A 26,042-nucleotide genomic window follows, 5' to 3' on the forward strand; every position below is an offset into this window, starting at 1 on the left:
TCATTGTTAACAAAGTGAGCTTTTTTTAGTCCTGCAGCTCCAGCCCGGCCAGACGTCGCCAGTAGCCGTTACATTCGTTGTTCGCAGTCAGCGGCAGCGGGGCAGTACCATTTTCATTGGCGCGGAAGGCATCAATCATCGCAAAGGTGTCAGTGCCGAGCGGCGACAGACGCACCATATCTACCAGCCCTTTCATTGAGGCCAGCTCGTTGCCGAGGTTGTAAACGTAGCCGCTCATGGTCTGAATACCGTTCAGGACAAACACCTGCTGGTTCTCCTGGGACAGCATGCTGCGCCCGTTCGGGTATTTGATGCAGCAGGTTTCGCACTCGTCTTTCGGCAGATCCTCTGAACGCGCGGTAAAGCAGCGGGCGGAGTAGGCCAGCGGCAGATGCCCGTAGCTGAGCACCTCCACCTCGAACTGATTGCGGATCCCCAGTTCGTCACACTGCGCCAGAATGTTCACCAGCCAGTCGCGGGAAAGCTCCACCGGCATGCACCAGCGCGTCATGCCCTGTTTGAGCAGCAGGCGCAGGGTCACGGCGTTATAGCAGTTCAGCGCATGCCCGGCGACAAATGGCAGCTTGCGCTCGGCGCACAGGTTCACTACGCCCAAATCGCTCGCTTCCAGCAGAAATTCGCCGTTGTCCACGTAGCGCTTCAGCTCGTTCAGTTCCGATGAGGCCTGCACCAGCGCCAGCGTTGACAGCACCACCTGCTTGCCGCTGTCGGCCAGGGTTTTCGCCATCTCCAGCCAGTCGCCTACTTTGGTGGCACGACGCTTACTGCACACCGCCTCGCCGAGGTAAATCACATCGGCCTGGCTGGTTGCCGCCTGCTGATAGAAGTCTTCCAGCGTCTCTTTTGACCAGTAGTAGAGCACCGGTCCTAATGAATATTTCATGCTTTATCTCACTGCCATTTACGGTGATACGCACCCAGCGTGGTTTGCGTGCCTTCGGACATCGCGCCGAGGGTCTCCATCCACGCCGTTTGCGGGGCATAGTTCTGCGGGTTTGCCATGCAGCGGTCGATCGCCTGACGCCACACTTTTGCCACCTGGCTGACGTACGCCGGGCTGCGCTGGCGGCCTTCGATTTTCACCGATGCGATGTTGGCGGCCAGCAGCTCCGGCAGCAGCTCGAGGGTGTTGAGGCTGGTGGGTTCTTCCAGGGCATGATAGCGCTCCCCATCCACCAGATAGCGGCCTTTGCACAGGGTTGGATAGCCGGCGTTTTCACCGTCCTGATAGCGGTCGATCAGCACCTCGTTCAGACGCGATTCCAGCCCCTGCGGCGTCTGCTGCCAGCGCACGTAGCGCGCAGGGGAGCAGGCACCCACCGTATTGGGGGATTCGCCGGTGAGATAAGAGGAGAGGTAGCAGCGCCCTTCAGCCATAATGCACAGGCTGCCAAAGGCAAAAACCTCCAGCGGAACTGGCGTGACCCGCGCGAGTTGCTTAACCTGATGAATAGAGAGCACGCGCGGCAGCACCACGCGCGACACGTCGAAATGGCGATGGTAAAAACGAATGGCCTCTTCGTTGGTGGCTGAGGCCTGCACGGAGACATGGCGCTCAATGTGCGGATAGCGTTCCGCGGCGTACTCCAGCATGGCGAGATCCGCCAGAATCAGCGCGTCGGCACCCAGCTGGGCCGCCATATCCACCGCGCGCTGCCAGCGTTGATAGCCGTCGGGGTGGGCAAAGGTATTAATAGCGATATGCAGCTTACGGCGGTGTTGATGTACGAAGCTCACCGCTTCCTGCAGCTTTTTCTCGGTAAAATTGAGACCAGCGAAGTGACGGGCATTGGTATCGTCCTTCAGCCCGATATAGACCGCATCGGCGCCGTTTTCGATGGCCGCCTTAAGCGCCGGTAAGTTCCCGGCAGGGCAGAGCAGCTCCATAATTTATCCTGACGTTCGCAGCCCCACGGGGATGCAAAATTGTTATCGAACAGGGATTTTAGTTAACCATCCGGCGACAATTTTTGATTTAAGGCAGCTAATGGCGTATTGATGGCACCAATAATGGGTTACATCGAAAGTCGGTTTGTTGATTTACGCCGCTATACCGACGACTGGATATGGCAAAATATCAGGACTATAGATATCAGGGAGTATTGCTCGTGCTGGATAAACTGCGTTCACGTCTCGTACAATTTGGCCCGTCGCTGCTGAGCGTGCCGGTTAAGCTGGCGCCCTTTGCGCTGAAGTGCCAGGTGCTGGAGCAGGTGCTAAGCTGGCAGTTCCGCCAGACGCTGGCGGATGGCGAGCTGGAATTTCTGGAAGGGCGCTGGTTAAGTATCGAGGTGCGGGACATTGGTCTGCGCTGGTACACCTCCGTTGAAAATGAGCAGCTGGTGGTGCGCGAATCCGCTGAGGCAGACGTCAGCTTCAGCGCTGACGCCAGCGACCTGCTGATGATCGCGGCACGCAAGCAGGATCCCGACACGCTCTTCTTCCAGCGTCGTCTGGTGATTGAAGGCGATACCGAGTTAGGTCTGTATGTCAAAAACCTGATGGATGCGATTGAACTGGAACAGATGCCGAAGACGCTGCGTGTAGCGCTGATGCAACTGGCCGATTTTGTCGAGGCGGGTCTGAAAACGCCGCCGGAAAGTAAACACACTTCTGTAGGTGAGCCATGTTGATTCGAGTAGAAATTGGGATCGATGCCCCGGGTATTGATGCCTTATTACGCCGGTCGTTCGAAAGTGAGGCTGAAGCGCAACTGGTTCGCGATCTTCGTGAAGACGGCCTGATTACGCTGGGCCTGGTCGCCACCGATGATGAAGGGCAGGTTATCGGTTATGTCGCCTTCAGCCCGGTCATCGTGCAGGGTGAAGATCTGCAGTGGGTTGGCATGGCACCGCTGGCGGTGGATGAAAACTATCGTGGACAAGGTCTGGCGCGCCAGCTGGTTTACGAAGGACTGGATTCACTCAATGAGTTCGGCTATGCCGCCGTGGTAACGCTGGGCGATCCGGAATTCTACAGCCGTCTGGGCTTCGAGAAAGCGGCGCACTACGATTTGCGCTGCCGCTGGCCGGGCACCGAGTCGGCGTTCCAGCTCCACCGTCTTGCCGACGACGCGCTTAACGGCGTCAGCGGCCTGGTGGATTACCACGACCACTTTAATCGCTTTTAATCAGCGACGTTTGCAGGCTCTCACGTAGCGCCTCAAACGACCCGTCTCCGCTGACGAGGCGCTCTTTCTGGCGCTTCGTCAGCTGTTTTATGCGGTACTCCAGCCGGAGTGCCAGCGAGCGATCCCCGACGATCGCGGAAAACGCCAGCGTCAGCTCCCCTTTGCCACGTAACGCCTTCGCCCCTTTTCCCGTTTGATGTTGCAGGAAGCGGCGCGGCACATCGGTTGTGATGCCCGTATAGAGCGCATTATCAGCGGTTCGAACCAGATAGAGAAACCAGCACACGGCGACAGATTCAGTATGTTAAGGTGAACGCACCTTAGCATGAGAGAGAAGCGAAATGGAAACTCTGGCCGCCATCAATCGCTGGCTGGCGAAGCAGCACGTGGTCACCTGGTGTGTGCATCATGACGATGAGCTGTGGTGCGCCAACGCCTTTTACTATTACGATCCGCAGCGCGTCGCGTTTTACGTGTTAAGCGAAGATAAAACCCGTCACGCGCAGATGACAGGCCAGCAGGCGAAGGTCGCAGGCACGGTCAACGGCCAGCCCAAAACCGTGGCGTTGATCCGCGGTCTGCAGTTCAAAGGAGAGATCCGTCGTCTGGAAGGGGAGGAAAGCGACGCGATGCGTAAGCACTACATTCGCCGCTTTCCGGTTGCCGCCGCGATGTCAGTCCCGGTCTGGGAAATCCGTCTGGATGAACTGAAGTTCACTGACAACACGCTGGGCTTTGGTAAAAAACTTCACTGGCTACGCGCCGAGCAGGCGTAATGCCTCGCGGTTAAAGGCGGGCAGATCGTCCGGCGTCCGGCTGGTGACCAGCTGATCCTTATCGACCACCACTTCCTGATCGAAGAATTCGGCCCCGGCGTTTTTCAGATCGATAACGATCGGTTTCACGGCGGTGAGCTTACGCCCGCGTACAACCTCAGCGCTGATCAGCAGCTGTGGGCCGTGGCAGATGGCAAACACCGGTTTCCCGCTGGAGACAAAATCGCGGGTAAAGGTAACGAAACGATCGTCGCCGCGCAGGGAGTCCGGGGAGTGGCCACCCGGCAGCAGCAGGGCGTCAAAGTCCGACGGACTCACCTCATCGATGGTTTTATCGATGGTGACGCTGGCTTCGCCCTTATGGCCTTTTACCGTTTTGCCCGCTTCTTTCTCGATTGTAATCACCTCGTGTCCCGCTTTACGAAACGCCTCGGCGGGCGAGGTAAATTCTGAATCTTCAAACTCGTCGGTGATCAAGACCGCAATTTTCTTGCTCATGCTTCCTCCGTTGTTTTGGCTTCAGACAGCTTTTTCTCAGCTTGTGGTAAATACTTAACGTTCAGACCACTAAGTGTGGTAGAGCAGCGTGAAATCGCATACGGACTAATCTGCAAAGGAGGAGTAATGAGTCAGGTTTTAATTACCGGCGCGACCGGCCTGGTGGGCGGACACCTGCTGCGTATGCTCATCCAGGAGCGGAAAATTAACTATATCGCCGCCCCGACGCGTCGTCCGCTTGGGGATATCGAAGGGGTGTTTAATCCTCACGATCCACAGCTGACCGATGCCCTGGCGCAGGTCCAGGATCCGGTCGATACCGTCTTTTGCTGTCTGGGCACCACCCGGCGTGAGGCGGGCAGCAAAGAGGCCTTTATTCATGCCGATTACACCCTGGTGGTGGACACGGCGCTGACCGGGAAACGGCTCGGGGCGAAGCATCTGCTGGTGGTGAGCGCCATGGGTGCCAACGCGCACTCGCCGTTCTTCTACAACAAGGTAAAAGGCAAAATGGAAGAGGCGCTGATCGCCCAGAAGTGGGAGCGGCTGACCATCGTGCGCCCGTCAATGCTGCTTGGCGAGCGGGAAAAGCATCGCTTCAGCGAGTCGCTGTTTGCGCCGCTGTTTAGCTTTTTGCCTGGTAACTGGAAGTCTGTCGAAGCGCGGGATGTGGCGGAGGTAATGCTGCAGGAGGCGCTCAGCGCGTCACCGGCTGGGGTTAACATTATTCCCTCAGCGAAGATCAGGGAGAGGGCAAAGGGAGAGGGATAACAGCCCCCTGCCGATGGCAGGGGGCGGGGGAGCTTACTTGATGTAGGTAAAGGCGGTGGTGACGTGTTTCACGCCGCTCACCCGGCTGGCGATATCCGCCGCCGCTTTGCCTTCGCGATCGGTCACCAGGCCGAGCAGGAACACTTCGCCGTTCTCGGTAGTCACCTTCACGTTAGAGGATTTCACCTGATCGCTGCCCAGCAGCTGGGAGCGCACTTTGGTGGTGATCCAGGTGTCGTTTGAGGCCTCGCCCAGGCCAATCGGCTGGCCCTGACGCACTTCGTTAAACACTTCGGTCGCGCCGTCTACGCCCATCGCGATCTGCTTCGCGCGGGAGGCAAGTTCGGTATTCGGTGCCTGTCCGGCCAGCAGAACTTTGCCCTGATAAGCCGTGACGTTAATGCGCGCTTCTTTCTTAATCTGTTGGTCTTTGGACAATGCGCTGTTCACGCGCAGTTCCAGGGTGCTGTCATCCACCTGTGTGCCCACGGTACGCGGGTCAGTCGCGGCCTTGGTGCTCACAGCGGCGGTACCCACTACCGCTGCAGCGACACATCCCTGAAGCAGCAGCGCAGAAATAAGGACTGCGAGGGGCGAAAGTGCCTTCATGTATACTCCTTAATCATCCTGGTGAGGGAAAAGCGTGTTATCGATCAGATCGCATAAACAGTTCACCGTCAGCATATGCATCTCCTGAATGCGCGCGCTGCGGTGGGAAGGAATACGGATCTCAACATCATGCGGACCCAACAGCCCCGCCAGTTCGCCGCCATCGTAGCCGGTCAGCGCCACGATGGTCATATCGCGTGTCACCGCCGCTTCAACGGCTTTGACGATGTCGCGGCTGTTGCCGCGCGTGGAGATCGCCAGCAATACATCACCGGCATGCCCTAACGCGCGCACCTGTTTGGCGTAGATCTCATCATGAAGACGATCGTTGGCAATCGCCGTTAAGACCACGTTATCGGTGTTGAGTGCAATGGCAGGTAAACTTGGACGCTCTGTCTCAAAACGATTGATCATACTGGCAGCAAAATGCTGTGCGTTGGCGGCTGAGGTGCCGTTGCCACAACAGAGGATTTTGTTGCCGTTAAGCAGGGACTGAACCAGGGTCATCGCCGCGCGGGAGATGGCGTCCGGCAGCGCTTCTGCTGCTGCAATCTGAGTCTGAATGCTTTCCGTGAAGCAAACCTTAATTCTTTCGAGCACGGTATCCCTTAACGATCTGATTTACGCGTCTGCGCCGAAGGCGTTTTTGAACCATTCGATGGCGTTTCCGGTGAAGGCTACCACATCGAACCGGCAATCCACAGTGTCAAAGCTGCCATTATGCCGGGCAAGCCACAACTGGGCGGTGTGTAATAATTTATGTTGCTTGGCCCGGGTCACGCTGGCGGCGGCACCGCCGTAACGGGATGACTGGCGGTAACGCACCTCAATGAAGACGATAGCCGGACCATCCTGCATGATAAGGTCAATTTCGCCGCCGCGTCCGCGGACGTTGGCGGCGATAAAGCGCAGTCCTTTGCTCTCAAGCCAGCGACGCGCCTGTAATTCACGCGCGTCGCCGGTCTGTTTGCGGGTTAACTGGCAGGAACGATCTGCCCCTGCTGGTATTTGAGCCATGATAACTTCCTGTTAATCACGCAGTCCTGGGTGGCGGTGAGATCGCCGGTGTTGCCGTTAAGGGTAAAGCCCGGCACCTGGCGCATCTGGGTGAAATGGTTCGCCAGCGCCCAGGCATCCACGCCCATGGCATACAGGCGCGCCAGGGAGTAGTCGTTACGCACGCTGCTGAGCGCCTGCTGCATCAGCTCAGGATTCGCCCCGGCGAGCATCGGGATTTCGCTGTACTGCAGCCCTTCCATTTCGAGACGGAAGTCCGGACCGGCGGTGCCCTGCGCGCTGCGGGAGCTGGCATACAGCGACACGCCCGCCTGGCTGCCGTTACGCATGGCGATCATCGGCTTGATAAAGGCGATCTCTTCCGGGGTGGCGACGATGTAGGCCGCATCCACGTTTCCGCCGCCGCTAATCTGCGCATCCGTTGGCGGTGCCGGAATGGTCAGGCCGCCGATGGTCACGCCCTGCTGCTGTGGCAGGCTGGCCGTAACCGGGCTGCCGCTGAGGGCAATACCCGCTCCGCCGTTAACGCCCGCGCGAAGTTCTGAGGTTGAGCCAAATTTCTGCTGCAGGACAATGCCGCCGCCCAGCTGTTGCCACTCCTGGGCAAAGGCGGTCGCAACGCGATCGCCCAGCTGGCTACGCGGGGTCAGCAGCAGGGGTGCCTGCTTGCCCTGCTCGTGGATATGGCGCGCCGCATCACGGGCTTCGTCTTCCGGTGACAGGGCGAAGTAGCAGACGTTCGGGCGATTCTGCACCTGCTCCGGCTGGTTCAGCGCCAGCACGTTCAACGGGGTGTTACTTCTCACCAGCTCTTCCACATTATTTTTCAGCAGCGGGCCGACCACGATGCTGGCGCCATCCTGCTGCACCTGATTCAGCACCTGATCGAGCGGCTGGGTGCTGGTGTCATACACTTTTATCTCGGCAGACGGATTAGCCGCGGCCTGTGGCTGTGCGACGGGCTGCGTTGTTTCTGTCGTCGCCGGAGTCTGTACCGGCTCCTGCACACTGCTTTCCGGCGCGGTGACAGGCTGCGGAGTGGCAGGTGCCTGAACCGGGTTCTGCATTGTGCCTTCCGGCGCGGCGACAGGCTGGGTGGTGGTCAGATCGGTGGTTTCAGCGGCGGACGGGCTCACCACATCACCGGCATTAGCTGCCTGGGCGACCTGGGCAGGAACCGCGCTGCCCGCGACGGCGGCGGTACCGTTTCTCGCGGCTTCAAAACCTTGCTGGATAGTGCGGCCAAAGACGGCGGCCTGGCCACCTAACGGCAGCAGCAGGGCGATTTTGCTGGTGGAGGCAGGCTTGAAGTTCTGCACGTTAACCAGCTGCGTGGGCAGCATGGTGGCACCCGGATTGTTCGGGTAGCGGGTCTGCCAGTCTTTGATCCCGGCTTTCAGCATGTTCGGATCGTTGCGGTTATCGAACCAGACGCGCTGCAGATCCAGCCAGCCCTGGAGGACATTTTCGTCAGCGTTGATCACCAGCGCATTGGCCTGATCCGGATTCATGGCAGAGAGCGTCTGCCATGTGGCGTCGATATTTTTCTGTTTTTCCGCAGCGGAGAGCAGCGGCTCCTGGGCAATCAGCGCCCGCAGCAGCGTCAGGGAAGGGCGCCCCTGTTCCGCGGCGATACCGGCCTGCCAGAAACGCGCCTGCTGGTTTTTATCCAGCGTACCGATGTCGATACTGCCGAGGATCTTTTTCGCGCCGGCAACGTCGTTCTGGGCAATTTTCAGCTCGGCGGCCAGCAGCGACTGCTCGCGGCGCTGGGTATCGTTCAAATCCTGCGGCAGCTGGTTAAAGAGATCGGCGGCGTGCTGGGTTTTACCTTCTTTAAGCAGTGCACGAATGGCGAGTAATTGCCAGTTGATCCGGGTATCATTCGAGCTCTGCTCCATCTGGTGCAGATAGAAGCCGGAGTCAGCCTGCGCTGTACCCTCCATATGGGCAGCACTTTGATCGGGCGCCTGTGTGCCACAGCCTGCAAAGAACAGGGCTGCCAGCACCAGCGGAAGGCTGCGCGCGACTTTATTATGAAGAAACGTTAAGGGTACCATACTGTATCCAGTGATATTTTTTACGCAATGCTCAATATTAAATCGGCAATACGGATGAAACAATGAAACAACACGAAACGGCAGATAATTCTCAGGGTCAGCTTTATATTGTACCTACTCCTATCGGGAATTTATCTGATATTACCCAACGTGCCCTCACCGTCTTGCAAAGCGTTGATCTTATTGCGGCTGAAGATACCCGCCATACTGGCCTGCTGCTGCAACATTTCGCCATCAACGCCCGAATGTTTGCTCTGCACGATCATAACGAGCAGCAAAAAGCGGCCATGCTGGTGGCGAAGCTGAAAGAGGGGCAGAACATCGCCCTTGTATCCGATGCCGGAACGCCGCTGATTAACGACCCGGGCTATCACCTGGTGCGCACCTGCCGCGAGGCGGGCATCCGTGTGGTGCCGTTGCCGGGGCCGTGCGCCGCCATTGCCGCCCTGAGCGCGGCGGGCCTGCCGTCGGATCGCTTCTGCTACGAAGGCTTCCTGCCCGCTAAATCCAAGGGCCGTCGCGACGTGCTCAAGGCGCTGGAAGCCGAGCCGCGCACGCTGATCTTCTACGAATCCACCCACCGTCTGCTGGAGAGCCTGGAAGACATGGTCGCCGTCTGGGGCGAAGCGCGTTACGTGGTCCTGGCCCGCGAGCTGACCAAAACCTGGGAGACTATTCACGGCCTGCCAGTGGGCGAGCTGCTGGCATGGGTAAAAGAGGACGAAAACCGCCGCAAGGGCGAGATGGTGCTGATTGTCGAAGGGCACAAAGCCGAGGAGGACGCCCTGCCTGCCGATGCCCTGCGCACCCTCGCGCTGCTGCAGGCCGAACTGCCGCTGAAGAAAGCGGCGGCGCTGGCGGCGGAGATCCACGGCGTGAAAAAGAACGCGCTGTATAAATACGCCCTGGAGCAGCAGGAGGAGTAAGTGGCTTTGCCGGGTGGCGCTGCGCTTACCCGGCCTACAGAATAATCGTAGGCCCGATAAGCGAAGCGCCATCGGGCATTTTCACCGCGCGCAGTTAAACCACAATGAGCTCAACTGACGTTTGTTTCAGGTTCTTCAGCTCTTTCTCACCGATCCCTTCGTCGGTAATCACGCAGTCAATCTTCTCCATCGGCAGCACCTGGTTAAACCCGCGACGGTTGAATTTGCTCGCGTCCAGCACCGCAACTACCTTATGCGCGGCTGCCGCCATTACGCTGCTGATCGAATAGCCTTCGTTGAAGGTGGTGATACCGTTAGTGGTGTCGATCCCGTCGGCGCCAACAAACATCAGGTCGGCGCTGATGCCCGCCAGCGAGCGTTCGGCGATGGTGCCGTGCATGGAGTGGGTCTTGTGGCGCACCGTGCCGCCGCACACCACCAGGGTGATATCTTTATTGTCGGAGAGCGCAAAGGCGGCGGGCAGGCTGTTGGTGATCACCGTGATATTGGCCTTCTTCGCCAGCGCTTCAGCGATCAGCATAGTGGTGCTGCCGCTGTCTAAAATCACCGTCATCCCCTCTTCAATCATTGCCACGGCGGCAAGGGCGATGCGTTTTTTCGGGTCGCTGGCCAGGCTGTAGCGATCTTCCAGCAGCACCTCCTGGCTTTCGTTCTCGGCCAGATTGCTGCCCGGCCTGGCGGCTCCGCCGTGAAAACGGGTCACCAGACCTTTCTCTTCCAGCAGACGCAGGTCGGCGCGGATGGTCACCTCGGAGATGCCAAAAGAATTCGAAAGGTCGAGCACCAATACGCTGCCGTTGGCATTCACCAGATCGACGATTTTGTTCCTTCGCTCAAATGAGTTCATTTTGTTTTGCCTGATAATTAACTCGCTCCAGTTTAATCGAAGGGATGCGAAAGGTGAACGCTAGCGTTCGAAAGTAAATGTGAGCCAGCTCCGGTTGCTGGCTCGTGGGTTCAGTCCAGCCGCAGCAGGATTTTGCCCTGCATCGGGGATCCATTCAGTGCCTGAATGGCGCTGGCAAAACTTTCGCTGTTGCCGGTATGGGCGATCAGGGGCGCGAGCTGCAATTTTTTCTCTTTGAGAAGACGGGCCGCGGTTTCCCACTCTTCACCCGGCCAGGGCGCGGAGTAGTTCATCCAGCTGCCCAGCAGGGTCAGCTCTTTACGCAGGATCCTGCCAAAGGTTGCGGAGGATAGCGTCAGGTCGTGATGCAGGGTGCCTACCAGCGCCACCTGGGCGCGGGGCCCGGCAATGTCGATAGCAAGGGCGACGGTTTGCGGCGTACCGGCCGTCTCCAGCACCAGCTGATCGAAACGGGTGTCGTGAAGGGCTGCCAGTATCTCTTCCGCGCTCAGGGTTTTGCTGTTGTAGACCTGCGTCGCCCCCAGGGCTGTCGCCAGAGCCAGCTTGTCGTCATTGATATCAATGGCGGTAACGCTTGCCGCACCTAACGCCCGGGCGCACTGCATGGCCAGCAGGCCAATGGTGCCCGCCCCGACGATAATCACGTTTTTACCTTCGCAGCCCTGGGCAAGATGGAACGCATGCAGCCCCACGGTGATGGGCTCGATAAACGCGCCGTCTTCAATGGTCATCTCTGCGGGCAGGCGGAACAGGTTGGCGCGCTTCACCACGATGTACTCCGCGTTGCCCCCTTCGCTGCGCGAGCCGACAAACTGATACTGCTTACAGAGCGAGAAGAAGCCTTTTTCACACTCCGGGCAGGTAAAGCAGGGCAGCAGCGGCACGCAGGCTACCGCATCGCCAGCCTGCAGATCGTTAACCCCCGTACCGCAGGCTTCGACATAGCCGCTAAATTCATGGCCCAGGGTGATGGGATAGTAGTGCGCCCCTTTGGCGAAAATACGCGGGATGTCCGACCCGCAAAGCCCCGAGCAGACGACCCGCACCAGCACGTCGTCCTCAGCCTGAATGTACGGGACAGGGCGCTCTTCTACGCGCACGCGCCCCTCAGCATGAATTACCACTGATTTCATGATTCACTCCAGAAAAAAGAGGGGAGCAGCGCTCCCCGGATATTAAGAAGCCGTCTGGCTTTGTAGCGCCCGTGCTTTTTCGGCCGCCGTAAAGGCCCGGGCGCGACGCCAGGTGAGCAGCACGCCGCTGGCGTAGATGGCGCCAATCACCACGAATCCCACGATGTTTTGCCAGGTGAAGAGCTGGATCAGCAGCCAGGTGACGGGCGAGCCGCCCTGGTCCATGGAGGCCACCATCCCGCCCGCTTTCAGCGCCCCGGCATTCTCCGCAAGCTGCGTGTGCAGGCCGATGGTCTGGGTGGCGATCCACAGGGTGATGCCCATGATGATGACGCCTGAGATCAGGGTGCGGAACAGGTTGCCCTGATGCACCGCCACGGCCATGGCGACGAAGAAGCCGATGGTCGCGAGGTCGCCAAACGGCAGGACCTGGTTACCCGGCACCAGTACCGCAATCAGGATGGTGAGCGGGATAAAGATCAGGCTGGCGGAGACCACCGAGGTGTGCCCCAGCAGCAGCGCCGGATCGAGGCCGATCAGGAACTCCTGGCCGCCAAACTTCGCCTGCAGACGTTTACGGGCATGTTTGGCAATCGGCGTTAGACCATCCATGATGGGCTTGATGACGCGCGGCATCAGCAGCATCACGGCGGCGGTTTTCACCGCCAGCTGCAGGACGTTTTTCGCGTCGTATCCGGCCAGCAGGCCGATGACCAGCCCCATCACGAACCCGACGGTGACCGGCTCACCAAACGGGCCAAAGCGTTTTTGCACATCGTCGGCGCTGAAGTGAATGTTCCTGAGCCCCGGGATCTTCTCGATAAGGGTGTCGACCAGCACCGCGATGGGGCCAAGGTAAGCGGATGACCCGTGCGGAATGGCGATCCCGTCGAGACCAAAGAAGTCCCGCGTGTCCTTCGCAAACCAGTCGCCCAGCTTGTAAACAAAGGCCGCGTGAACCACCACGCCGAGAATGCCGAGCCAGTAAGAGCCGGTCGCCAGGTGCAGCATCGCCCCGGTAAAGGTCATGTGCCAGATGTTCCAGATATCGACGTTCACCACGCGGGTCATGCGGGTGACCAGCATCAGCACGTTAACGCCAATCGCCACCGGGATCGCCACCAGCGCAATCTGCGAGGCCCAGGTCATGGGGGATGAGCCCGGCCAGCCGACGTCCACCACGTGAAGGTTGATCTGGAACTGCTCGGCCATCGCTTTGGCCGCCGGGCCGATGGAGTCGAGCATCAGGCCGATAACCAGCCCGATCCCGACAAAGCCAATCCCGATATGCAGGCCGGATTTAAAGCAGTCGCCCAGCTTCATCCCCAGCAGCTTCGAGAAGATGATGATGACGATGGGCAGCATGACCGTCGGCCCAAGATCGAGGATATACCGCATGATTTCGGTAAACATGATCTTACCCCTCGAGGATGGTCAGGATTTTTTGCTGCAGGGCTTCAATGCCGACGCCCGACACAAACGGCATGCGTGGACCACCGGGATGTCGCCAAAGGTGCGATCGACTTTCGCGGTGGTGCAGATCAGATCCGCCCCGTCCATATAGGTCTCAATTTCGGTGACCCGACACTGGACCAGATCCAGCGTGATGTTGTGGGCCTCACACAGCTCTTTAATCTCTTCTGCGGCCATGGTGGAGGTCGCGACGGCACCGCCACAGGCAACGATAACTTTGCGTTTCATAGGGTACTCCTTCTTATTATCAGTATGTTATGAGGCCTGCTTGCAGGGTTCCGCCATCATGATGGCCTCTTCAAACAGCGCCCCCAGCTGGTGATCCGGCGCGTTAAGCAGCGCTTCCAGCGTGGTTGGGTTTTGCAGCTCACTAAATAACCGGCGCAGGAGAACGAGCTGCGCCGCAGGGTTTTCAACGATCAGGGCGATAATCAGCGACACGGCGATCTCTGCATCGTCGTCCGCCTGTTGAAAATTCACCGGCTTGTCCGGTCGAATCAGGTAGATAGCCGCTTCTCTGGCGTGGACCGCCTCACAGTGCGGGATCGCCACGGCATGTTTTTCAAGGGCGATGCCGGTCGGGAATACCGCTTCCCGTTCTACCAGCGCGGCGGGATAGGTGGCATGCACCACCCCTTTTGCCAGCATCTCCTCGCCAATATGGGCCAGCGCCTGCTGGCAGGTGGCAAAATCAATGCCGGTACGGACAAACAGTTTGCTCATAGGGTCTCCGGATTTCAGACGGCGTCAGGGGCGCAGCCGTAGCGGTACGCGCGTAACACGTCCTGTATTTTGTCGATGACAAGATCCTGTGGCGTCGTGGCGATAGTGCGGGCCGTGACGCGTTCAAACTGCACGGGCAGATACTGGCTGATCAGCCCCAGCGGCAAAGTCTGGGTGTCGAGATTCGCGAGCAGTTTCTCCACGCTCTGACGAATACGCGGGTGCGGCCAGTAGTAGCGAATGCGGTCGGACAGGCTAAAGTGAATGTCCACCATCGCCTGGCTCCAGGTCGGGCGATAGTATTTTTTCCAGTAATCCGGCTCGTTCAGCATCACCTCGTCGATCACCTCCAGCACCCGGCTGCGGTTTTCCGGGGCGATCAGCGCCGCTTCCATCTGCGCCAGGGCAAAAATCGCCTCGCGCAGGGCGAAGGTGAGGGCCGGGCCGACCTTCAGGATCGCAAAGTGATCCCGCACCAGCTCCTGGTAGGCCTGACGGGACTGATAATCTGTAGAGTGGGCTTCATAGACCATCGGCGTCTGGCGGATCCAGCCCGAGAGCGCTTTGGCGGCCTGCGGCTGATAGTGGATGATCTGGGTATGGTCGAACTCCACGCCGGGCTGTACCACGATGGCAATCACGCGGGTCATCGCCTCATCCAGCCCCAGGGCGTGGAACGCGGTCTGGTGCGTTTCGAGAGTGCGGGCGGCATCTTCTACGCGGGTGACGTGCACGCTGTCGATGCTGCTGGCCTCCCCGCCCGGCACCGGCACTTCGGTGCCAATCACGTAGGTCAACGCCGCCTTCTGCGCGTCGGTGGCGGTCTCTTCCGCCGCCCGGCACAGCCGCGCCGCACGCTGCGCCACCACCACCGGATCTAACGGCACCGGATCGTCGGCGCAGGACATCGACGCGTCGAGATGGATTTTGCTGAAGCCCGCGGCCACATAAGCCTTAATCAGCGCGACGGCTTTCTCCATCGCCGTCTCTGCGGGCTCGTTCTGCCAGCAGTTGGGGCCCAGATGGTCGCCGCCGAGGATCAACCGCTGCTGCGGGAACCCGACTTTTTCGGCTATGTTGAGCACAAAATCGCGGAAATCAGCCGGTTTCATGCCGGTATAGCCGCCGTACTGATTCACCTGATTGGACGTGGCTTCAATCAGCACGCTGTTGTCAGTGTCCAGATCGAAGCGCAGGGCCGCCTCGATCACCAGCGGGTGCGCTGAGCAGACTGAACAGATGCCGAGATGCTCTCCCGCCTTGTGGCGGGCAATAATATTTTTCACCGTTTCCTCCGGTTCGCGTGGTTTACAGTTTGCCTTCGCAGCCACAGTCGTTAATGACTTTGCGCACCACCTCTTTCATGGCGGCTTTGGCGGGGATCATGTAGTGACGGGGATCGCTGGCCTCGGGGTGTTCGGCCAGCCAGGTTTTCAGGGCGTCGGAAAAGGCAATTTTCAGCTCGGTGGCGACGTTCACTTTGCAGATGCCGAGATCGATTGCCCGGCGGATATCAGCGGCTGAAAGGCCAGAGGCACCGTGCAGCACCAGCGGCACCTCCACCTGACTGCGGATCTCTGCCAGGCGCTCAAAATCGAGTTTTGGCGTGGCGGTGTACAGGCCGTGGGCGGTGCCGATGGCGACCGCGAGGGAGTCGATACCGGTCAGCGCCACGAACTCGCGGGCCTGCTGCGGATGGGTGTAGAGGGCGTCTTTGCTGTCGACCACCAGGTCATCTTCCTGCCCGCCCAGACGGCCCAGCTCCGCCTCCACGCTGACGTCATACCGGTGGCAGTAGTCGGTGACCTGCTTCACCAGCGCCACGTTGTCGGCAAAGGGTAGGTGCGAGCCGTCGATCATCGCCGAGCGCACACCGGCCTGCACTTTCTGTGCAATATCATCGAGCGTTTCATGATGATCGAGGTGGATCGCCAGCGGCTGGTTCCAGGTTTTTGCCAGCGCGTCCGCGATGGCCACGATGTTGCCGATCCCGGCGTAGCTGAAGGTGCCGGGCGTACCGGCGACGATCAGCGGCGAGCGCATCTCGGCAGCCGTCTCGACAACCACCTGCAGCGTTTCGAGGTTATGAATATTGAAAGCTGGCACCGCATAACCTCCCCGCTGGGCTTTGGTGAGCATCGCTTTGGTCGAAATGGTGTACATCCTTCCTCCGAAACCTTTCGTTTGTTTTCTTCGAAAGAAGATATAGTGTTTCGGAATGCTTTTTTGTGATTGATATCGTAAAAACGAAAGAAGCGAAAGCGAAAGGAAGGTTGCGAAAGAACGAAAGGCAAAAAAAAAGCATGGCCGAAGCCATGCTAAAGTGAGGTTTACTGCAAAACTCAGGTCACCGGTGCCGGGTTGAATACCGCCAGCTGGTTATGTAATCCCCATTGATCGGAGAACGTCTTCTTACGGCCGCTCGCCACGTCGAGGATGAAATGGAACAGCTTCCAGCCCACGTCCTCAATGCTCTCTTCCCCGGTGGCGATGGTGCCCGCGTTAATATCCATCAGATCGAACCAGCGATTAGCCAGCTCGGTGCGGGTTGCCATTTTGATCACCGGAACCGCCATCAGGCCGTACGGCGTGCCGCGCCCGGTGGTGAACACCTGAACGGTGATCCCGGAGGCCACCTGCTGGGTGCCGCAGACGAAATCGCTGGCAGGCGTGGCGGCGTAGATCAGGCCGCGTTTGGTTGGACGCTGGCCCGGGGAGAGCACCTCAACGATGGCGCTCTGGCCCGATTTGGCGATAGAGCCCAGCGCTTTTTCCACCACGTTCGCCAGGCCGCCTTTCTTGTTGCCCGGAGAGGGGTTGGCGCTGCGGTCGGTTTTACCCATATCGAGATAGTTATCGTACCAGGCCATCTCTTCCAGCAGGCGTTTACCCACCTCTTCGTTGATGGCGCGTGGCGTCAGTAGGTGGATCGCATCGCGCACTTCGGTCACTTCGGAGAACATCACCGTGGCGCCGCAGCGCACCAGCAGGTCCGAGGCATAGCCCACGGCCGGGTTAGCGGTCACGCCGGAGAAGGCGTCGCTGCCCCCGCACTGCATGCCTACCACCAGCTCGGAAGCCGGGCAGGTTTCACGCTTGCGCTGATTGAGTTTTGTCAGATGGCGCTCCGCGACCTGCAGAATGTCATCCACCATGGAGCGGAAGCCGACGTGCTGCTCGTCCTGCAGACGCACGATGCTGGCGCTGTCGACAGGAATGGCCTGGGTATCTTCGGTCCCCTGCAGCAGTTTCTCAGGCACGAGTTTTTCGCAGCCGAGGCCGACCACCATCACTTCACCGCCAAAGTTCGGGTTCAGGGCGATATTGTGGACGGTACGGATCGGCACGATGGCCGCCGGGGCGTTGATCGCCACGCCGCAGCCGTAAAGGTGGTTCAGACCCACCACGCCGTCGACGTTCGGGTATTTTGGCAGCAGATCGCGCTCGATGATCTTCACCACGAAATCGACCACCCCCGCCACGCAGTGCACGCTGGTGCTGATGCCAAGCAGGTTTTTGGTGCCCACGCTGCCGTCCGCATTGCGATAGCCTTCAAAGGTGTATCCTTCCAGGGCTGGCATTGGCTCCGGTACGCGGGTTGCCAGCGGCAGGGTATTCAGCGGCGGGGCTTCCGGCAGGGCGACCAGCGATTCATCAATCCAGCTGCCCTGCGGGATCGCCCGCACGGCATAGCCGATGACTTCGCCGTAACGCACGATTTCGCCCTGCGCCGGGATATCGACCAGCGCCACTTTATGGCCCTGCGGAATATGCTCGATCAGCTCAAGCCCGTCCGGGAAACGCGTTCCGGCTTTTAACCCCTGATCGTTAACAATAATCGCCACGTTATCGGTGTCGTGCACCTTAATATAAAACGCGGTCGGCGACGTTTGTCGAATTTCAATGTCGGCCATTGTCCAGTATTCTCCAGCGAGTGGGGGATAATTAATGGGTAAAAGAGTACGTCTATTTTCTTGTTATAGGAAATAAAGACTCTGCTCAGTGGAATAAAGAATGTCAGGCGCTGGGAATTAATAATGTGATCGCGATCACTCATTTTTGACCTTCGCCTGCGCATAAGGGGGGCAATGGTGAAATCTGTGCATCAGCGCCCAGGGGGTTGTGCATATGCTCAAAATAATATTCATCACGCCGCCGATAATTGAGCGTTGCCACAATGCGCGGTGCAGGGCGCTTGATTATACTCATTAACGCTTTCATGGATTCGGTTAATTAACCGTGATTACCTGTTATTAGCAAAATAATCAGGAATGCCTCGCTCTAAAAATAATAAAAACACTTTCATTGATGTACCAGAGGAAATAAATATGTTGCTGGATACTACCGTTGAAACAAAAAAGGGTGCCCCTACCCGTTATTTAATATTGCTCATTATCTTTATTGTTACCGCAGTCAATTACGCTGACCGCGCCACGCTCTCTATTGCCGGAACGGAAGTCGCCAAAGAGCTCCAGTTAAGCGCCGTGTCGATGGGCTACATCTTCTCCGCCTTCGGCTGGGCCTACCTGCTGATGCAGATCCCCGGCGGCTGGCTGCTGGATAAGTTCGGTTCGAAAAAGGTTTATACCTACAGCCTGTTCTTCTGGTCGCTGTTCACCTTCCTGCAGGGCTTTGTGGATCTCTTCCCGCTGGCGTGGGCAGGCGTTTCAATGTTCTTTATGCGCTTTATGCTCGGCTTCTCCGAGGCACCGTCCTTCCCGGCTAACGCCCGCATCGTGGCGGCCTGGTTCCCGACCAAAGAGCGCGGTACCGCATCGGCGATTTTTAACTCCGCCCAGTATTTCTCGCTGGCGCTGTTCTCCCCACTGCTCGGCTGGCTGACCTTCGCCTGGGGCTGGGAACATGTCTTTACCGTGATGGGCGTGATTGGCTTTGTGCTGACCGGCCTGTGGGTGAAGCTGATTCACAACCCAACCGACCACCCACGCATGAGCGCTGAGGAGCTGAAGTTCATCAAGGACGGCGGCGCGGTGGTCGACATGGACCACAAAAAGCCGGGCGACAAAGCGGCCAGCGGTCCGAAGCTGCATTACATCAAACAGTTATTGTCCAACCGCATGATGCTGGGCGTGTTTTTCGGGCAATACTTTATCAACACCATCACCTGGTTCTTCCTCACCTGGTTCCCGATTTACCTGGTGCAGGAGAAGGGGATGTCGATTCTGAAGGTGGGTCTGGTGGCCTCCATCCCGGCGCTGTGCGGTTTTGCCGGTGGCGTACTGGGCGGCGTCTTCTCGGATCACCTGATTAAGAAAGGGAAGTCGATTACCCTGGCGCGTAAGCTGCCGATTGTGCTGGGTATGCTGCTGGCCTCCTCAATCATTCTGTGCAACTACACCAACAACACCGCGCTGGTGGTAGGGCTGATGGCGCTGGCCTTCTTCGGTAAAGGGTTTGGCGCTCTGGGCTGGCCGGTTATTTCCGATACTGCGCCAAAAGAGATTGTCGGCCTGTGCGGTGGTGTGTTTAACGTCTTTGGCAACGTAGCGTCAATCGTCACTCCGCTGGTGATTGGCTATCTGGTCAGTGAACTGCATTCGTTCAACGCGGCCCTGGTATTCGTCGGGTGTTCGGCGCTGATGGCGATGTTCTGCTACCTGTTCGTAGTGGGTGACATCAAACGTATGGAATTGCAGAAATAAGCAAAGGTATAAGCGATGAGTAACGATATTTTCCCGAACAAATTTAAAGCGGCCCTCGCGGCGCATCAGATTCAGATCGGCTGCTGGTCCGCGCTGGCAAGCCCAATCAGCACCGAAGTGCTGGGGCTGGCAGGCTTTGACTGGCTGGTGCTGGACGGTGAACATGCGCCGAACGACGTCACCACGTTTATCCCGCAGCTGATGGCGCTGAAAGGCAGCCACAGCGCGCCGGTTGTGCGCGTCCCGACCAACGATCCGGTGATTATCAAGCGCCTGCTGGATATCGGTTTCTACAACTTCCTGATCCCGTTTGTAGAGAACGTCGAAGAGGCGGTGCAGGCGGTGGCCTCTACCCGCTATCCGCCGGAGGGTATTCGCGGCGTGTCGGTCTCCCATCGCGCCAATATGTTTGGCACCGTGCCGGACTACCTGGCCCAGTCGAACAAGAACATCACTATCCTGGTACAGATTGAGAGCCAGCAGGGCGTGGACAACGTCGATGCGATTGCCGCCACTGATGGCGTAGATGGCATCTTCGTCGGCCCAAGCGATCTGGCGGCGGCCTTTGGCCACCTGGGTAACGCTAATCATCCGGAAGTGCAGCGCGCCATTCAGCACATCTTTGCCCGCGCCAAAGCGCACGGTAAGCCGTCCGGCATTCTGGCGCCGGTTGAGGCCGATGCCCGCCGTTACCTGGAATGGGGCGCGACCTTTGTTGCCGTTGGCAGCGACCTTGGCGTGTTCCGCTCCGCCACCCAGAAGTTAGCTGATTCCTTCAAGAAATAACCACCACCACTGAATAAAGAGAGACGCAAATATGACACTGAAAGTTGGTTTTATTGGCCTGGGTATCATGGGTAAACCAATGAGTAAAAACCTCATCAAAGCAGGTTACTCACTGGTGGTTGCAGACCGTAACCCGGAAGCCATTGCCGACGTGATTGCCGCAGGCGCAGAAACCGCCGCCACGGCAAAAGCCATTGCCGAGCAGTGCGATGTGATCATCACCATGCTGCCAAACTCCCCGCACGTCAAAGAGGTGGCGCTGGGTGAAGGCGGCATCATTGAAGGAGCCAAACCGGGCACCGTGGTGATCGACATGAGCTCCATCGCACCGCTGGCCAGCCGTGAAATCAGCGAAGCGTTGAAAGCGAAAGGTATCGACATGCTGGATGCGCCGGTGAGCGGCGGCGAGCCGAAAGCCATCGACGGCACCCTCTCGGTGATGGTGGGCGGCGATAAGGCGATTTTCGACAAGTACTATGACCTGCTGAAAGCGATGGCCGGTTCTGTGGTGCATACCGGTGAGATTGGCGCGGGTAACGTAACCAAGCTGGCAAACCAGGTGATTGTGGCCCTGAACATTGCGGCGATGTCCGAAGCGCTGACCCTGGCGACCAAAGCGGGCGTGAACCCGGATCTGGTTTATCAGGCCATTCGCGGCGGCCTGGCAGGCAGCACCGTGCTGGATGCCAAAGCGCCAATGGTGATGGATCGTAACTTCAAGCCGGGCTTCCGTATCGATCTGCACATCAAGGATCTGGCCAACGCGCTGGACACGTCTCACGGCGTGGGTGCGCAGCTGCCCCTGACCGCGGCGGTGATGGAGATGATGCAGGCCCTGCGTGCCGACGGGCTGGGCACGGCGGACCACAGCGCCATCGCCTGCTATTACGAAAAACTGGCGAAAGTGGAAGTCACTCGCTAACAAAGACGGGCGCGGGAACGCGCCCGCTATTTTTGCCTTAAGCGGTAACAGGCTATAACTATGAAAATCGTAATCGCCCCTGACTCTTATAAAGAAAGCCTGTCTGCCACCGAGGTAGCGCGGGCGATAGAAAAAGGCTTTCGGGAGATCTTTCCCGATGCAGAGTATGTTTCGGTTCCCGTGGCGGATGGCGGGGAGGGAACGGTTGAAGCGATGATTGCCGCCACCAACGGCACAATGCAGCACGCAGTTGTGACGGGCCCACTGGGCGAAAGCGTCAAGGCCTGCTGGGGGATCTCCGGCGATGGCGTGACGGCATTTATCGAGATGGCGTCTGCCAGCGGTCTGGCACTGGTTCCACCGGCACAGCGCAACCCGTTAATCACCACCACCCGCGGGACGGGGGAGCTGATCCTCGCGGCGCTCGATAAAGGCGCGCGCAATATCATTATCGGGATTGGCGGCAGCGCGACCAACGACGGCGGCGCGGGGATGGTTCAGGCCCTCGGCGCAAAACTGACGGATGCCAACGGCACCGAGATCGGCCACGGCGGCGGCAGCCTGATGGCGCTGAACAACATTGATATTTCGGCTCTCGATCCGCGCCTTAAATCCTGCGCGATCCGCGTGGCCTGCGACGTGAGCAATCCGCTAATCGGCGAGCAGGGCGCATCCCGCATCTTTGGCCCGCAGAAAGGGGCGACAGAAGCCAACATCCTGGAGCTCGACAACAATCTTTCCCACTACGCCGATGTGATTAATACCGCACTGCGTATTGATGTCAAAAATGTCCCTGGCGCAGGCGCGGCAGGCGGCATGGGCGCCGCGCTAATGGCGTTTCTCGGTGCGGAGCTGAAAAGCGGCATCGAAATCGTCACCCAGGCGCTCAATCTCGAAGAGCATATTCACGACTGTACCTGGGTGGTGACCGGTGAAGGGCGCCTGGACAGTCAAAGTATTCACGGCAAAGTGCCGGTGGGCGTGGCGCGCGTCGCCAGCAAATACCGCAAGCCGGTGATCGGCATTGCCGGCAGCCTGACCACGGATGTCGGCATTGTGCATCAGTACGGCATCGACGCGGTGTTCAGCGTCCTGACCAGCATCAGCACCCTGGAGGAGGCGTTCCGCGGCGCGTTTGACAATATTTATCGCGCCTCGCGCAATATTGCCGCCACCCTGCAGGTGGGGATGCGCACGGAAGGGTGACAGCGACGTACAAACCCTCTATACTGCGCGCCGAAGCTGACCAGACAGTCGCCGCTTCGTCGTCGTCCCTTTCGGGGGAGACGGGCGGAGGGGAGGAAAGTCCGGGCTCCATAGGGCAGGGTGCCAGGTAACGCCTGGGGGGGAAACCCACGACCAGTGCAACAGAGAGCAAACCGCCGATGGCCCACGCAAGTGGGATCAGGTAAGGGTGAAAGGGTGCGGTAAGAGCGCACCGCGCGGCTGGTAACAGTCCGTGGCACGGTAAACTCCACCCGGAGCAAGGCCAAATAGGGGTTCACATGGTACGGCCCGTACTGAACCCGGGTAGGCTGCTTGAGCCAGTGAGCGATTGCTGGCCTAGATGAATGACTGTCCACGACAGAACCCGGCTTATCGGTCAGCTTCAACTCTTTATAAAACCCCGCTTCGGCGGGGTTTTTGCTTTGTGGCCGGCAGGAGTTACTTCGTCATTTCAATTTTTGGTGGCTGCCAGGTGCCATCAAGAATGGCTTTTTCACCCCAGTAGGCGCGGATATAGAGTGAGAAAACTCCGTCAGGCGCCGGAAGCCAGTTATTCACTTTTGCCTCACCCGGATTGGTTTTACTCACATACAGCGTCAGCGAACCATCGGCGTTATATTTGAGGTTCTGATTTTTTGTCCCCAGCGAATAACGATTCAGTTCGTTCGGGCTGAACAGATGCTTACTGTTGTACAGCGTCAATGACCAGAATCCCTTAACAGGCGGAAGACCCCCTTGCGGGAATGTCACCGTGTAATCATGATCGCCTGAAAGCTGGCTGCCGTTACCCGCATTGTCGGTGTAGAAATATTGGGTTTCATCAGGCTTATTATCGAACATATTCGATTTTGACGTCCCGGTACGGTTGTAATAATCGACCCCGAACTGGGCATTATTCTTCGAACGGTTCCAGCCGTTGCCCGCCGGTACGCCATTATTTTTCCATTTAAAGAAATCGGCGATGACGGTTTTATCCGTTTGAACTGCGGCTTCGTCCATCCATTTACGAATTTGCGGATCCTTTTTACCGGCCTCAACCAGATGACGATACTGGGTATACATGGCCTCTTCACCCGGCAGTGGCGGAACTTTATTCAACACGTTAGCAAACTGGTCAAAGAATTTTTCTGGAACAACCCACCGGGTTTCACCGGAATTTGGATCCGGTTTATCACCAATCGCCGGGATTGTAGAGTATTCATATGACTTCATTTTGCCCGTGAATTCGCTGAGCGGGTACGTCATCACCTCTTTGATGGGGGCCTGAATTGCGGCGCGATCCTCTGGGGTATCATCCATCTGAATGCGCGGGATAACGTTCGCCATCTCAGTGGATGAATGTATTACGCCTGCGAAGCCTTTTGGCGTCTCCCCTTTCCAGTTAGGCCCAACCAAAAGGTAAAAGCCCGGTTTGGTCCCGTAGGGTTTGCCCACATTACCAATCTGATTCGTACGCGCGTCATAGATAGCATAGACCCAGAAGCGCTCGCCAAAATCAGGAACCTGAATGACCGCCGGCTCTTTATCCAGTTCAAAGAAGCCCAGGCCGTAAGCCACATCCTGGTTTGGACAGGTCACAAAGGTCTCCTGCGGCTTGATATAGTCGGTCAGCATGCTCAGCTGACCCATCGGCGCGACGGGTACCATGCCGCCATTCAGCGCAGGATACGGCGCTTTGGTGATCGTCTCGCGACGGTTAAACTGGTTTACCATCGGCCAGCCCCAGATATAGGCCTGCTGCGCGATGGCTTTGACATAAGATTCCGGCATCGTCACTTCTGCCGGTGTGGTTGCCAGTTCATCAAACTTTGTCGCCTGAGGAATGGTTAAAGGAGCGGACTGTGCCGTTACGCCAGCGCTGAATATCAGGGCGGTCGCTACTGTCAGATATTTAAGCTTCATAATTGAACACCTTACTTATTTGTTTGTACCAGGTCGTCAGGGGGCCGGATATCTTCATTAAAATTCAATTAAGCAATGGGTTAAGGTCGATAATGAGCACGCCTCACTTTTGTCAAAGAAAGGCATAGCGGCGCTCTCGTTTTTAACAATAAAAACGGTTAAGGTATTTGAATGCGTGTTGCTTAATCTGGTTTATTAGTTTACGCGCATTTTTTGTTTGCGATAGTCCATGCCGGGACTTATGCCGAAATTGACGCCCGGTGTTGCCCTGAGGGCTATAATGTCAATTTGCATTATTACTAACGGAGAGTTCGATGCAGTTTGTCTTTGAAAAAATTCATGAGCACTACCGGACTCTTGACCTTAATAAGCACCAGGAGGACGTTATTGCTTGTGCAAAAACTTTTTCACTCAACGCAAATGAACCACTTATTATAGAGCCAGGTTCAATTTATTATGTTTCGGAAGGCGTATTATCAATCGCAATGGATGAAGATCCCAGAATCATTGGCACTACTATCGAATTTATGCCCGTCGGCCTACTGGAGTGGATGTGCCCGGTCATCTCCTTCAACTATATGACGCTTACTGCTGCAACAATATTACAAATAAGTGTGGATGATTTTGAACGGATATTTTACGACACATCTAAGAGTTATATGAAAGAGCTGACGACAATTCTTTCCTATATGCTCATTGTGGCTTTAGATGTTCATGTCGAGAGAAGAACAGATTCTGGCTATCACACTATCAAAGCCATGTTACGGCGCTATCTTTACCGAAGAAGCGTGAATACCAAGGAAAATGAGGGGATTGCGAACTTTATCATTCGCAGAACCAATCTCTCCAGAAGTTATGTTTTTCGGGTGCTTGCAGAATTAAAGGAAGGGCAATATATCACCGTTAAAAAAGGGAAACTGATTTCAATCGACAGGACCCTGCCACATGATTTTTAGTACTGGCAACTATCAGGCGTAAGGCTCGTAAGATCCCTGTGCTTACATACAAAATTGTTTATATACTTCCTCACAGATCCTCATCCGTAATTGAAAAATACTCCCCGGGTTCTTCCCTGACAGATAATTAAGGATTGTGAGATGAAAAAGATTTTCCGTATCGCGCTGCTGACGGCATCGCTGACAGGTTTTGCTGGCGTGGCACAGGCGGCAGAGGTGACAACTGCGCCGCAGCCTGCCCAGGATCCTGTCGTTCAGCAATTGAAACTCAGCAGTGAGCAGACCGCGAAGATTAAGGCTCTGCACCAGCAGCTGGAAGAAAACGTCAATAAGATCCCGACCAACGACGTGAAAAATGGCACGCTGATCGACGTGATCCAGTCTGGTAAATGGGATGAGAAAGCGGTGAAGGGCCAGCTGGCTGCGATCGGCCACATTGAGGAGCAGGCGCGTTACTATCGCGTGAAATATTACTTCGATGTGAGCCAGGTTCTGACTCCGGAACAGCGCGCCGAGGTACGCTCACAGATCGCCCAGGCCATGAGCCAGTAAGCCATTCG

General features: G+C 57.5%; 26 protein-coding genes, 1 other RNA gene and 2 pseudogenes. 12 read left to right on the forward strand and 17 right to left on the reverse strand.

What is annotated here, in order from left to right; genetic code table 11:
• Positions 1 to 25: 25 nt before the first annotated feature.
• Together K5I40_RS11365 and K5I40_RS11370 are read right to left on the reverse strand one after the other, a co-directional pair.
• Positions 26 to 904: a U32 family peptidase gene (locus K5I40_RS11365; protein WP_039031661.1), complete on the reverse strand. Its 879-nt coding sequence runs from the start codon at positions 902 to 904 to the stop codon at positions 26 to 28.
• An 8-nt stretch (positions 905 to 912) separates the two neighbouring features.
• Positions 913 to 1,908 (reverse strand): peptidase U32 family protein, encoded by a 996-nt coding sequence (locus K5I40_RS11370; RefSeq protein ID WP_039031662.1) that lies wholly within the window; start codon positions 1,906 to 1,908, stop codon positions 913 to 915.
• A 221-nt stretch (positions 1,909 to 2,129) separates the two neighbouring features.
• Between K5I40_RS11370 and K5I40_RS11375 the strand changes: the two genes are divergently transcribed.
• Positions 2,130 to 2,654, forward strand: a complete 525-nt coding sequence (locus K5I40_RS11375; RefSeq protein WP_223074553.1) for an SCP2 domain-containing protein — start codon at positions 2,130 to 2,132, stop codon at positions 2,652 to 2,654.
• Positions 2,648 to 3,151 (forward strand): GNAT family N-acetyltransferase, encoded by a 504-nt coding sequence (locus tag K5I40_RS11380; protein WP_039031664.1) that lies wholly within the window; start codon positions 2,648 to 2,650, stop codon positions 3,149 to 3,151. Before K5I40_RS11375 ends, K5I40_RS11380 begins: the two co-directional genes overlap by 7 nt.
• Here K5I40_RS11380 and K5I40_RS11385 read toward each other — a convergent pair.
• Positions 3,138 to 3,478 (reverse strand): annotated as a pseudogene (locus K5I40_RS11385) (GIY-YIG nuclease family protein). The gene K5I40_RS11380 and the pseudogene K5I40_RS11385 overlap by 14 nt on opposite strands.
• A 14-nt stretch (positions 3,479 to 3,492) precedes the next feature.
• Between K5I40_RS11385 and K5I40_RS11390 the strand changes: the two are divergent.
• Positions 3,493 to 3,927, forward strand: a complete 435-nt coding sequence (locus tag K5I40_RS11390) for a YhbP family protein (protein WP_223074554.1) — start codon at positions 3,493 to 3,495, stop codon at positions 3,925 to 3,927.
• Here the strand turns inward: K5I40_RS11390 and K5I40_RS11395 are convergent.
• Positions 3,907 to 4,425 (reverse strand): type 1 glutamine amidotransferase domain-containing protein, encoded by a 519-nt coding sequence (locus K5I40_RS11395; RefSeq protein ID WP_039031667.1) that lies wholly within the window; start codon positions 4,423 to 4,425, stop codon positions 3,907 to 3,909. The genes K5I40_RS11390 and K5I40_RS11395 overlap by 21 nt on opposite strands.
• Positions 4,426 to 4,551: 126 nt before the next feature.
• Here K5I40_RS11395 and K5I40_RS11400 point away from each other — a divergent pair, with 126 nt between their 5' ends.
• A complete protein-coding gene (locus tag K5I40_RS11400) occupies positions 4,552 to 5,196 on the forward strand; it encodes an NAD(P)H-binding protein (RefSeq protein ID WP_039031668.1) in 645 nt (214 codons plus the stop codon).
• 33 nt (positions 5,197 to 5,229) lie between these two features.
• On the opposite strand, the gene dolP is transcribed toward K5I40_RS11400, so the two are convergent.
• Genes dolP through K5I40_RS11420 form a run of 4 tightly spaced genes read right to left on the reverse strand, consistent with a single transcriptional unit; the run spans position 5,230 to position 8,882 of the window.
• Positions 5,230 to 5,805 (reverse strand): division/outer membrane stress-associated lipid-binding lipoprotein, encoded by a 576-nt coding sequence (gene dolP, locus K5I40_RS11405; RefSeq protein ID WP_039031669.1) that lies wholly within the window; start codon positions 5,803 to 5,805, stop codon positions 5,230 to 5,232.
• Between the two features lie 9 nt (positions 5,806 to 5,814).
• Entirely contained in the window at positions 5,815 to 6,405 is a 591-nt protein-coding gene (gene diaA, locus K5I40_RS11410) for a DnaA initiator-associating protein DiaA (protein ID WP_032614385.1), read from the reverse strand.
• A gap of 21 nt (positions 6,406 to 6,426) precedes the next feature.
• On the reverse strand, positions 6,427 to 6,822 hold the full coding sequence (locus K5I40_RS11415; RefSeq protein WP_223074555.1) for a YraN family protein: 396 nt from the start codon (positions 6,820 to 6,822) through the stop codon (positions 6,427 to 6,429).
• Complete coding sequence (locus tag K5I40_RS11420; protein WP_223074556.1) at positions 6,780 to 8,882, reverse strand: penicillin-binding protein activator; 2,103 nt, start codon at positions 8,880 to 8,882, stop codon at positions 6,780 to 6,782. The genes K5I40_RS11415 and K5I40_RS11420 overlap by 43 nt, the downstream gene beginning before the upstream one ends.
• Positions 8,883 to 8,944: 62 nt before the next feature.
• Between K5I40_RS11420 and rsmI the strand changes: the two genes are divergently transcribed.
• Positions 8,945 to 9,808, forward strand: a complete 864-nt coding sequence (gene rsmI, locus K5I40_RS11425; RefSeq protein WP_223074557.1) for a 16S rRNA (cytidine(1402)-2'-O)-methyltransferase — start codon at positions 8,945 to 8,947, stop codon at positions 9,806 to 9,808.
• Between the two features lie 94 nt (positions 9,809 to 9,902).
• Here the strand turns inward: rsmI and K5I40_RS11430 are convergent, their stop codons facing one another.
• The 8 genes and pseudogenes from K5I40_RS11430 to garD all read right to left on the reverse strand — a co-directional run bounded on the left by K5I40_RS11430 (position 9,903) and on the right by garD (position 17,940).
• Positions 9,903 to 10,676 carry a DeoR/GlpR family DNA-binding transcription regulator gene (locus K5I40_RS11430; protein ID WP_139563695.1) on the reverse strand — a complete coding sequence of 258 codons (774 nt, stop codon included), beginning with the start codon at positions 10,674 to 10,676 and terminating at the stop codon, positions 9,903 to 9,905.
• A gap of 110 nt (positions 10,677 to 10,786) precedes the next feature.
• The gene (gatD, locus tag K5I40_RS11435) at positions 10,787 to 11,830 is read right to left on the reverse strand and encodes a galactitol-1-phosphate 5-dehydrogenase (protein ID WP_223074558.1); all 1,044 of its coding nucleotides are present in this window, start codon (positions 11,828 to 11,830) and stop codon (positions 10,787 to 10,789) included.
• Between the two features lie 42 nt (positions 11,831 to 11,872).
• Entirely contained in the window at positions 11,873 to 13,243 is a 1,371-nt protein-coding gene (locus K5I40_RS11440) for a galactitol-specific PTS transporter subunit IIC (RefSeq protein ID WP_223074559.1), read from the reverse strand.
• A 4-nt stretch (positions 13,244 to 13,247) separates the two neighbouring features.
• Positions 13,248 to 13,531, reverse strand: a pseudogene (gene gatB, locus K5I40_RS11445) (PTS galactitol transporter subunit IIB).
• Between the two features lie 27 nt (positions 13,532 to 13,558).
• On the reverse strand, positions 13,559 to 14,026 hold the full coding sequence (gene gatA / locus K5I40_RS11450) for a PTS galactitol transporter subunit IIA (protein WP_223074560.1): 468 nt from the start codon (positions 14,024 to 14,026) through the stop codon (positions 13,559 to 13,561).
• 14 nt (positions 14,027 to 14,040) lie between these two features.
• Complete coding sequence (gene gatZ, locus K5I40_RS11455) at positions 14,041 to 15,312, reverse strand: tagatose-bisphosphate aldolase subunit GatZ (protein ID WP_223074561.1); 1,272 nt, start codon at positions 15,310 to 15,312, stop codon at positions 14,041 to 14,043.
• A 22-nt stretch (positions 15,313 to 15,334) separates the two neighbouring features.
• Positions 15,335 to 16,189: a tagatose bisphosphate family class II aldolase gene (locus K5I40_RS11460; protein ID WP_223074562.1), complete on the reverse strand. Its 855-nt coding sequence runs from the start codon at positions 16,187 to 16,189 to the stop codon at positions 15,335 to 15,337.
• Positions 16,190 to 16,368: 179 nt separating this feature from the next.
• Positions 16,369 to 17,940: a galactarate dehydratase gene (gene garD / locus K5I40_RS11465; RefSeq protein WP_039031681.1), complete on the reverse strand. Its 1,572-nt coding sequence runs from the start codon at positions 17,938 to 17,940 to the stop codon at positions 16,369 to 16,371.
• A gap of 414 nt (positions 17,941 to 18,354) precedes the next feature.
• Between garD and garP the strand changes: the two genes are divergently transcribed.
• The 5 genes from garP to rnpB all read left to right on the forward strand — a co-directional run bounded on the left by garP (position 18,355) and on the right by rnpB (position 23,012).
• On the forward strand, positions 18,355 to 19,689 hold the full coding sequence (gene garP, locus K5I40_RS11470) for a galactarate/glucarate/glycerate transporter GarP (protein WP_039031682.1): 1,335 nt from the start codon (positions 18,355 to 18,357) through the stop codon (positions 19,687 to 19,689).
• A 15-nt stretch (positions 19,690 to 19,704) separates the two neighbouring features.
• Positions 19,705 to 20,475, forward strand: coding sequence for a 2-dehydro-3-deoxyglucarate aldolase (gene garL, locus K5I40_RS11475; RefSeq protein WP_223074563.1), 771 nt, complete (start codon positions 19,705 to 19,707; stop codon positions 20,473 to 20,475).
• A gap of 31 nt (positions 20,476 to 20,506) precedes the next feature.
• Positions 20,507 to 21,397, forward strand: a complete 891-nt coding sequence (gene garR, locus K5I40_RS11480) for a 2-hydroxy-3-oxopropionate reductase (protein ID WP_039031684.1) — start codon at positions 20,507 to 20,509, stop codon at positions 21,395 to 21,397.
• 60 nt (positions 21,398 to 21,457) lie between these two features.
• Positions 21,458 to 22,603, forward strand: a complete 1,146-nt coding sequence (gene garK / locus K5I40_RS11485; protein WP_223074564.1) for a glycerate 2-kinase — start codon at positions 21,458 to 21,460, stop codon at positions 22,601 to 22,603.
• Between the two features lie 32 nt (positions 22,604 to 22,635).
• Positions 22,636 to 23,012, forward strand: an RNA gene (gene rnpB / locus K5I40_RS11490) — RNase P RNA component class A.
• Positions 23,013 to 23,062: 50 nt separating this feature from the next.
• Here the strand turns inward: rnpB and K5I40_RS11495 are convergent.
• Positions 23,063 to 24,526: a DUF1254 domain-containing protein gene (locus tag K5I40_RS11495; protein WP_223074565.1), complete on the reverse strand. Its 1,464-nt coding sequence runs from the start codon at positions 24,524 to 24,526 to the stop codon at positions 23,063 to 23,065.
• Between the two features lie 314 nt (positions 24,527 to 24,840).
• Here K5I40_RS11495 and K5I40_RS11500 point away from each other — a divergent pair, with 314 nt between their 5' ends.
• Together K5I40_RS11500 and K5I40_RS11505 are read left to right on the forward strand one after the other, a co-directional pair.
• Positions 24,841 to 25,482, forward strand: a complete 642-nt coding sequence (locus tag K5I40_RS11500; RefSeq protein ID WP_223074566.1) for a helix-turn-helix domain-containing protein — start codon at positions 24,841 to 24,843, stop codon at positions 25,480 to 25,482.
• 141 nt (positions 25,483 to 25,623) lie between these two features.
• A complete protein-coding gene (locus K5I40_RS11505) occupies positions 25,624 to 26,034 on the forward strand; it encodes a Spy/CpxP family protein refolding chaperone (RefSeq protein WP_039031686.1) in 411 nt (136 codons plus the stop codon).
• Positions 26,035 to 26,042: the final 8 nt, after the last annotated feature.

Origin of the sequence: Leclercia sp. LTM14 (assembly GCF_023736175.1) — a bacterium.
Classification (GTDB): domain Bacteria; phylum Pseudomonadota; class Gammaproteobacteria; order Enterobacterales; family Enterobacteriaceae; genus Enterobacter; species Enterobacter barmai.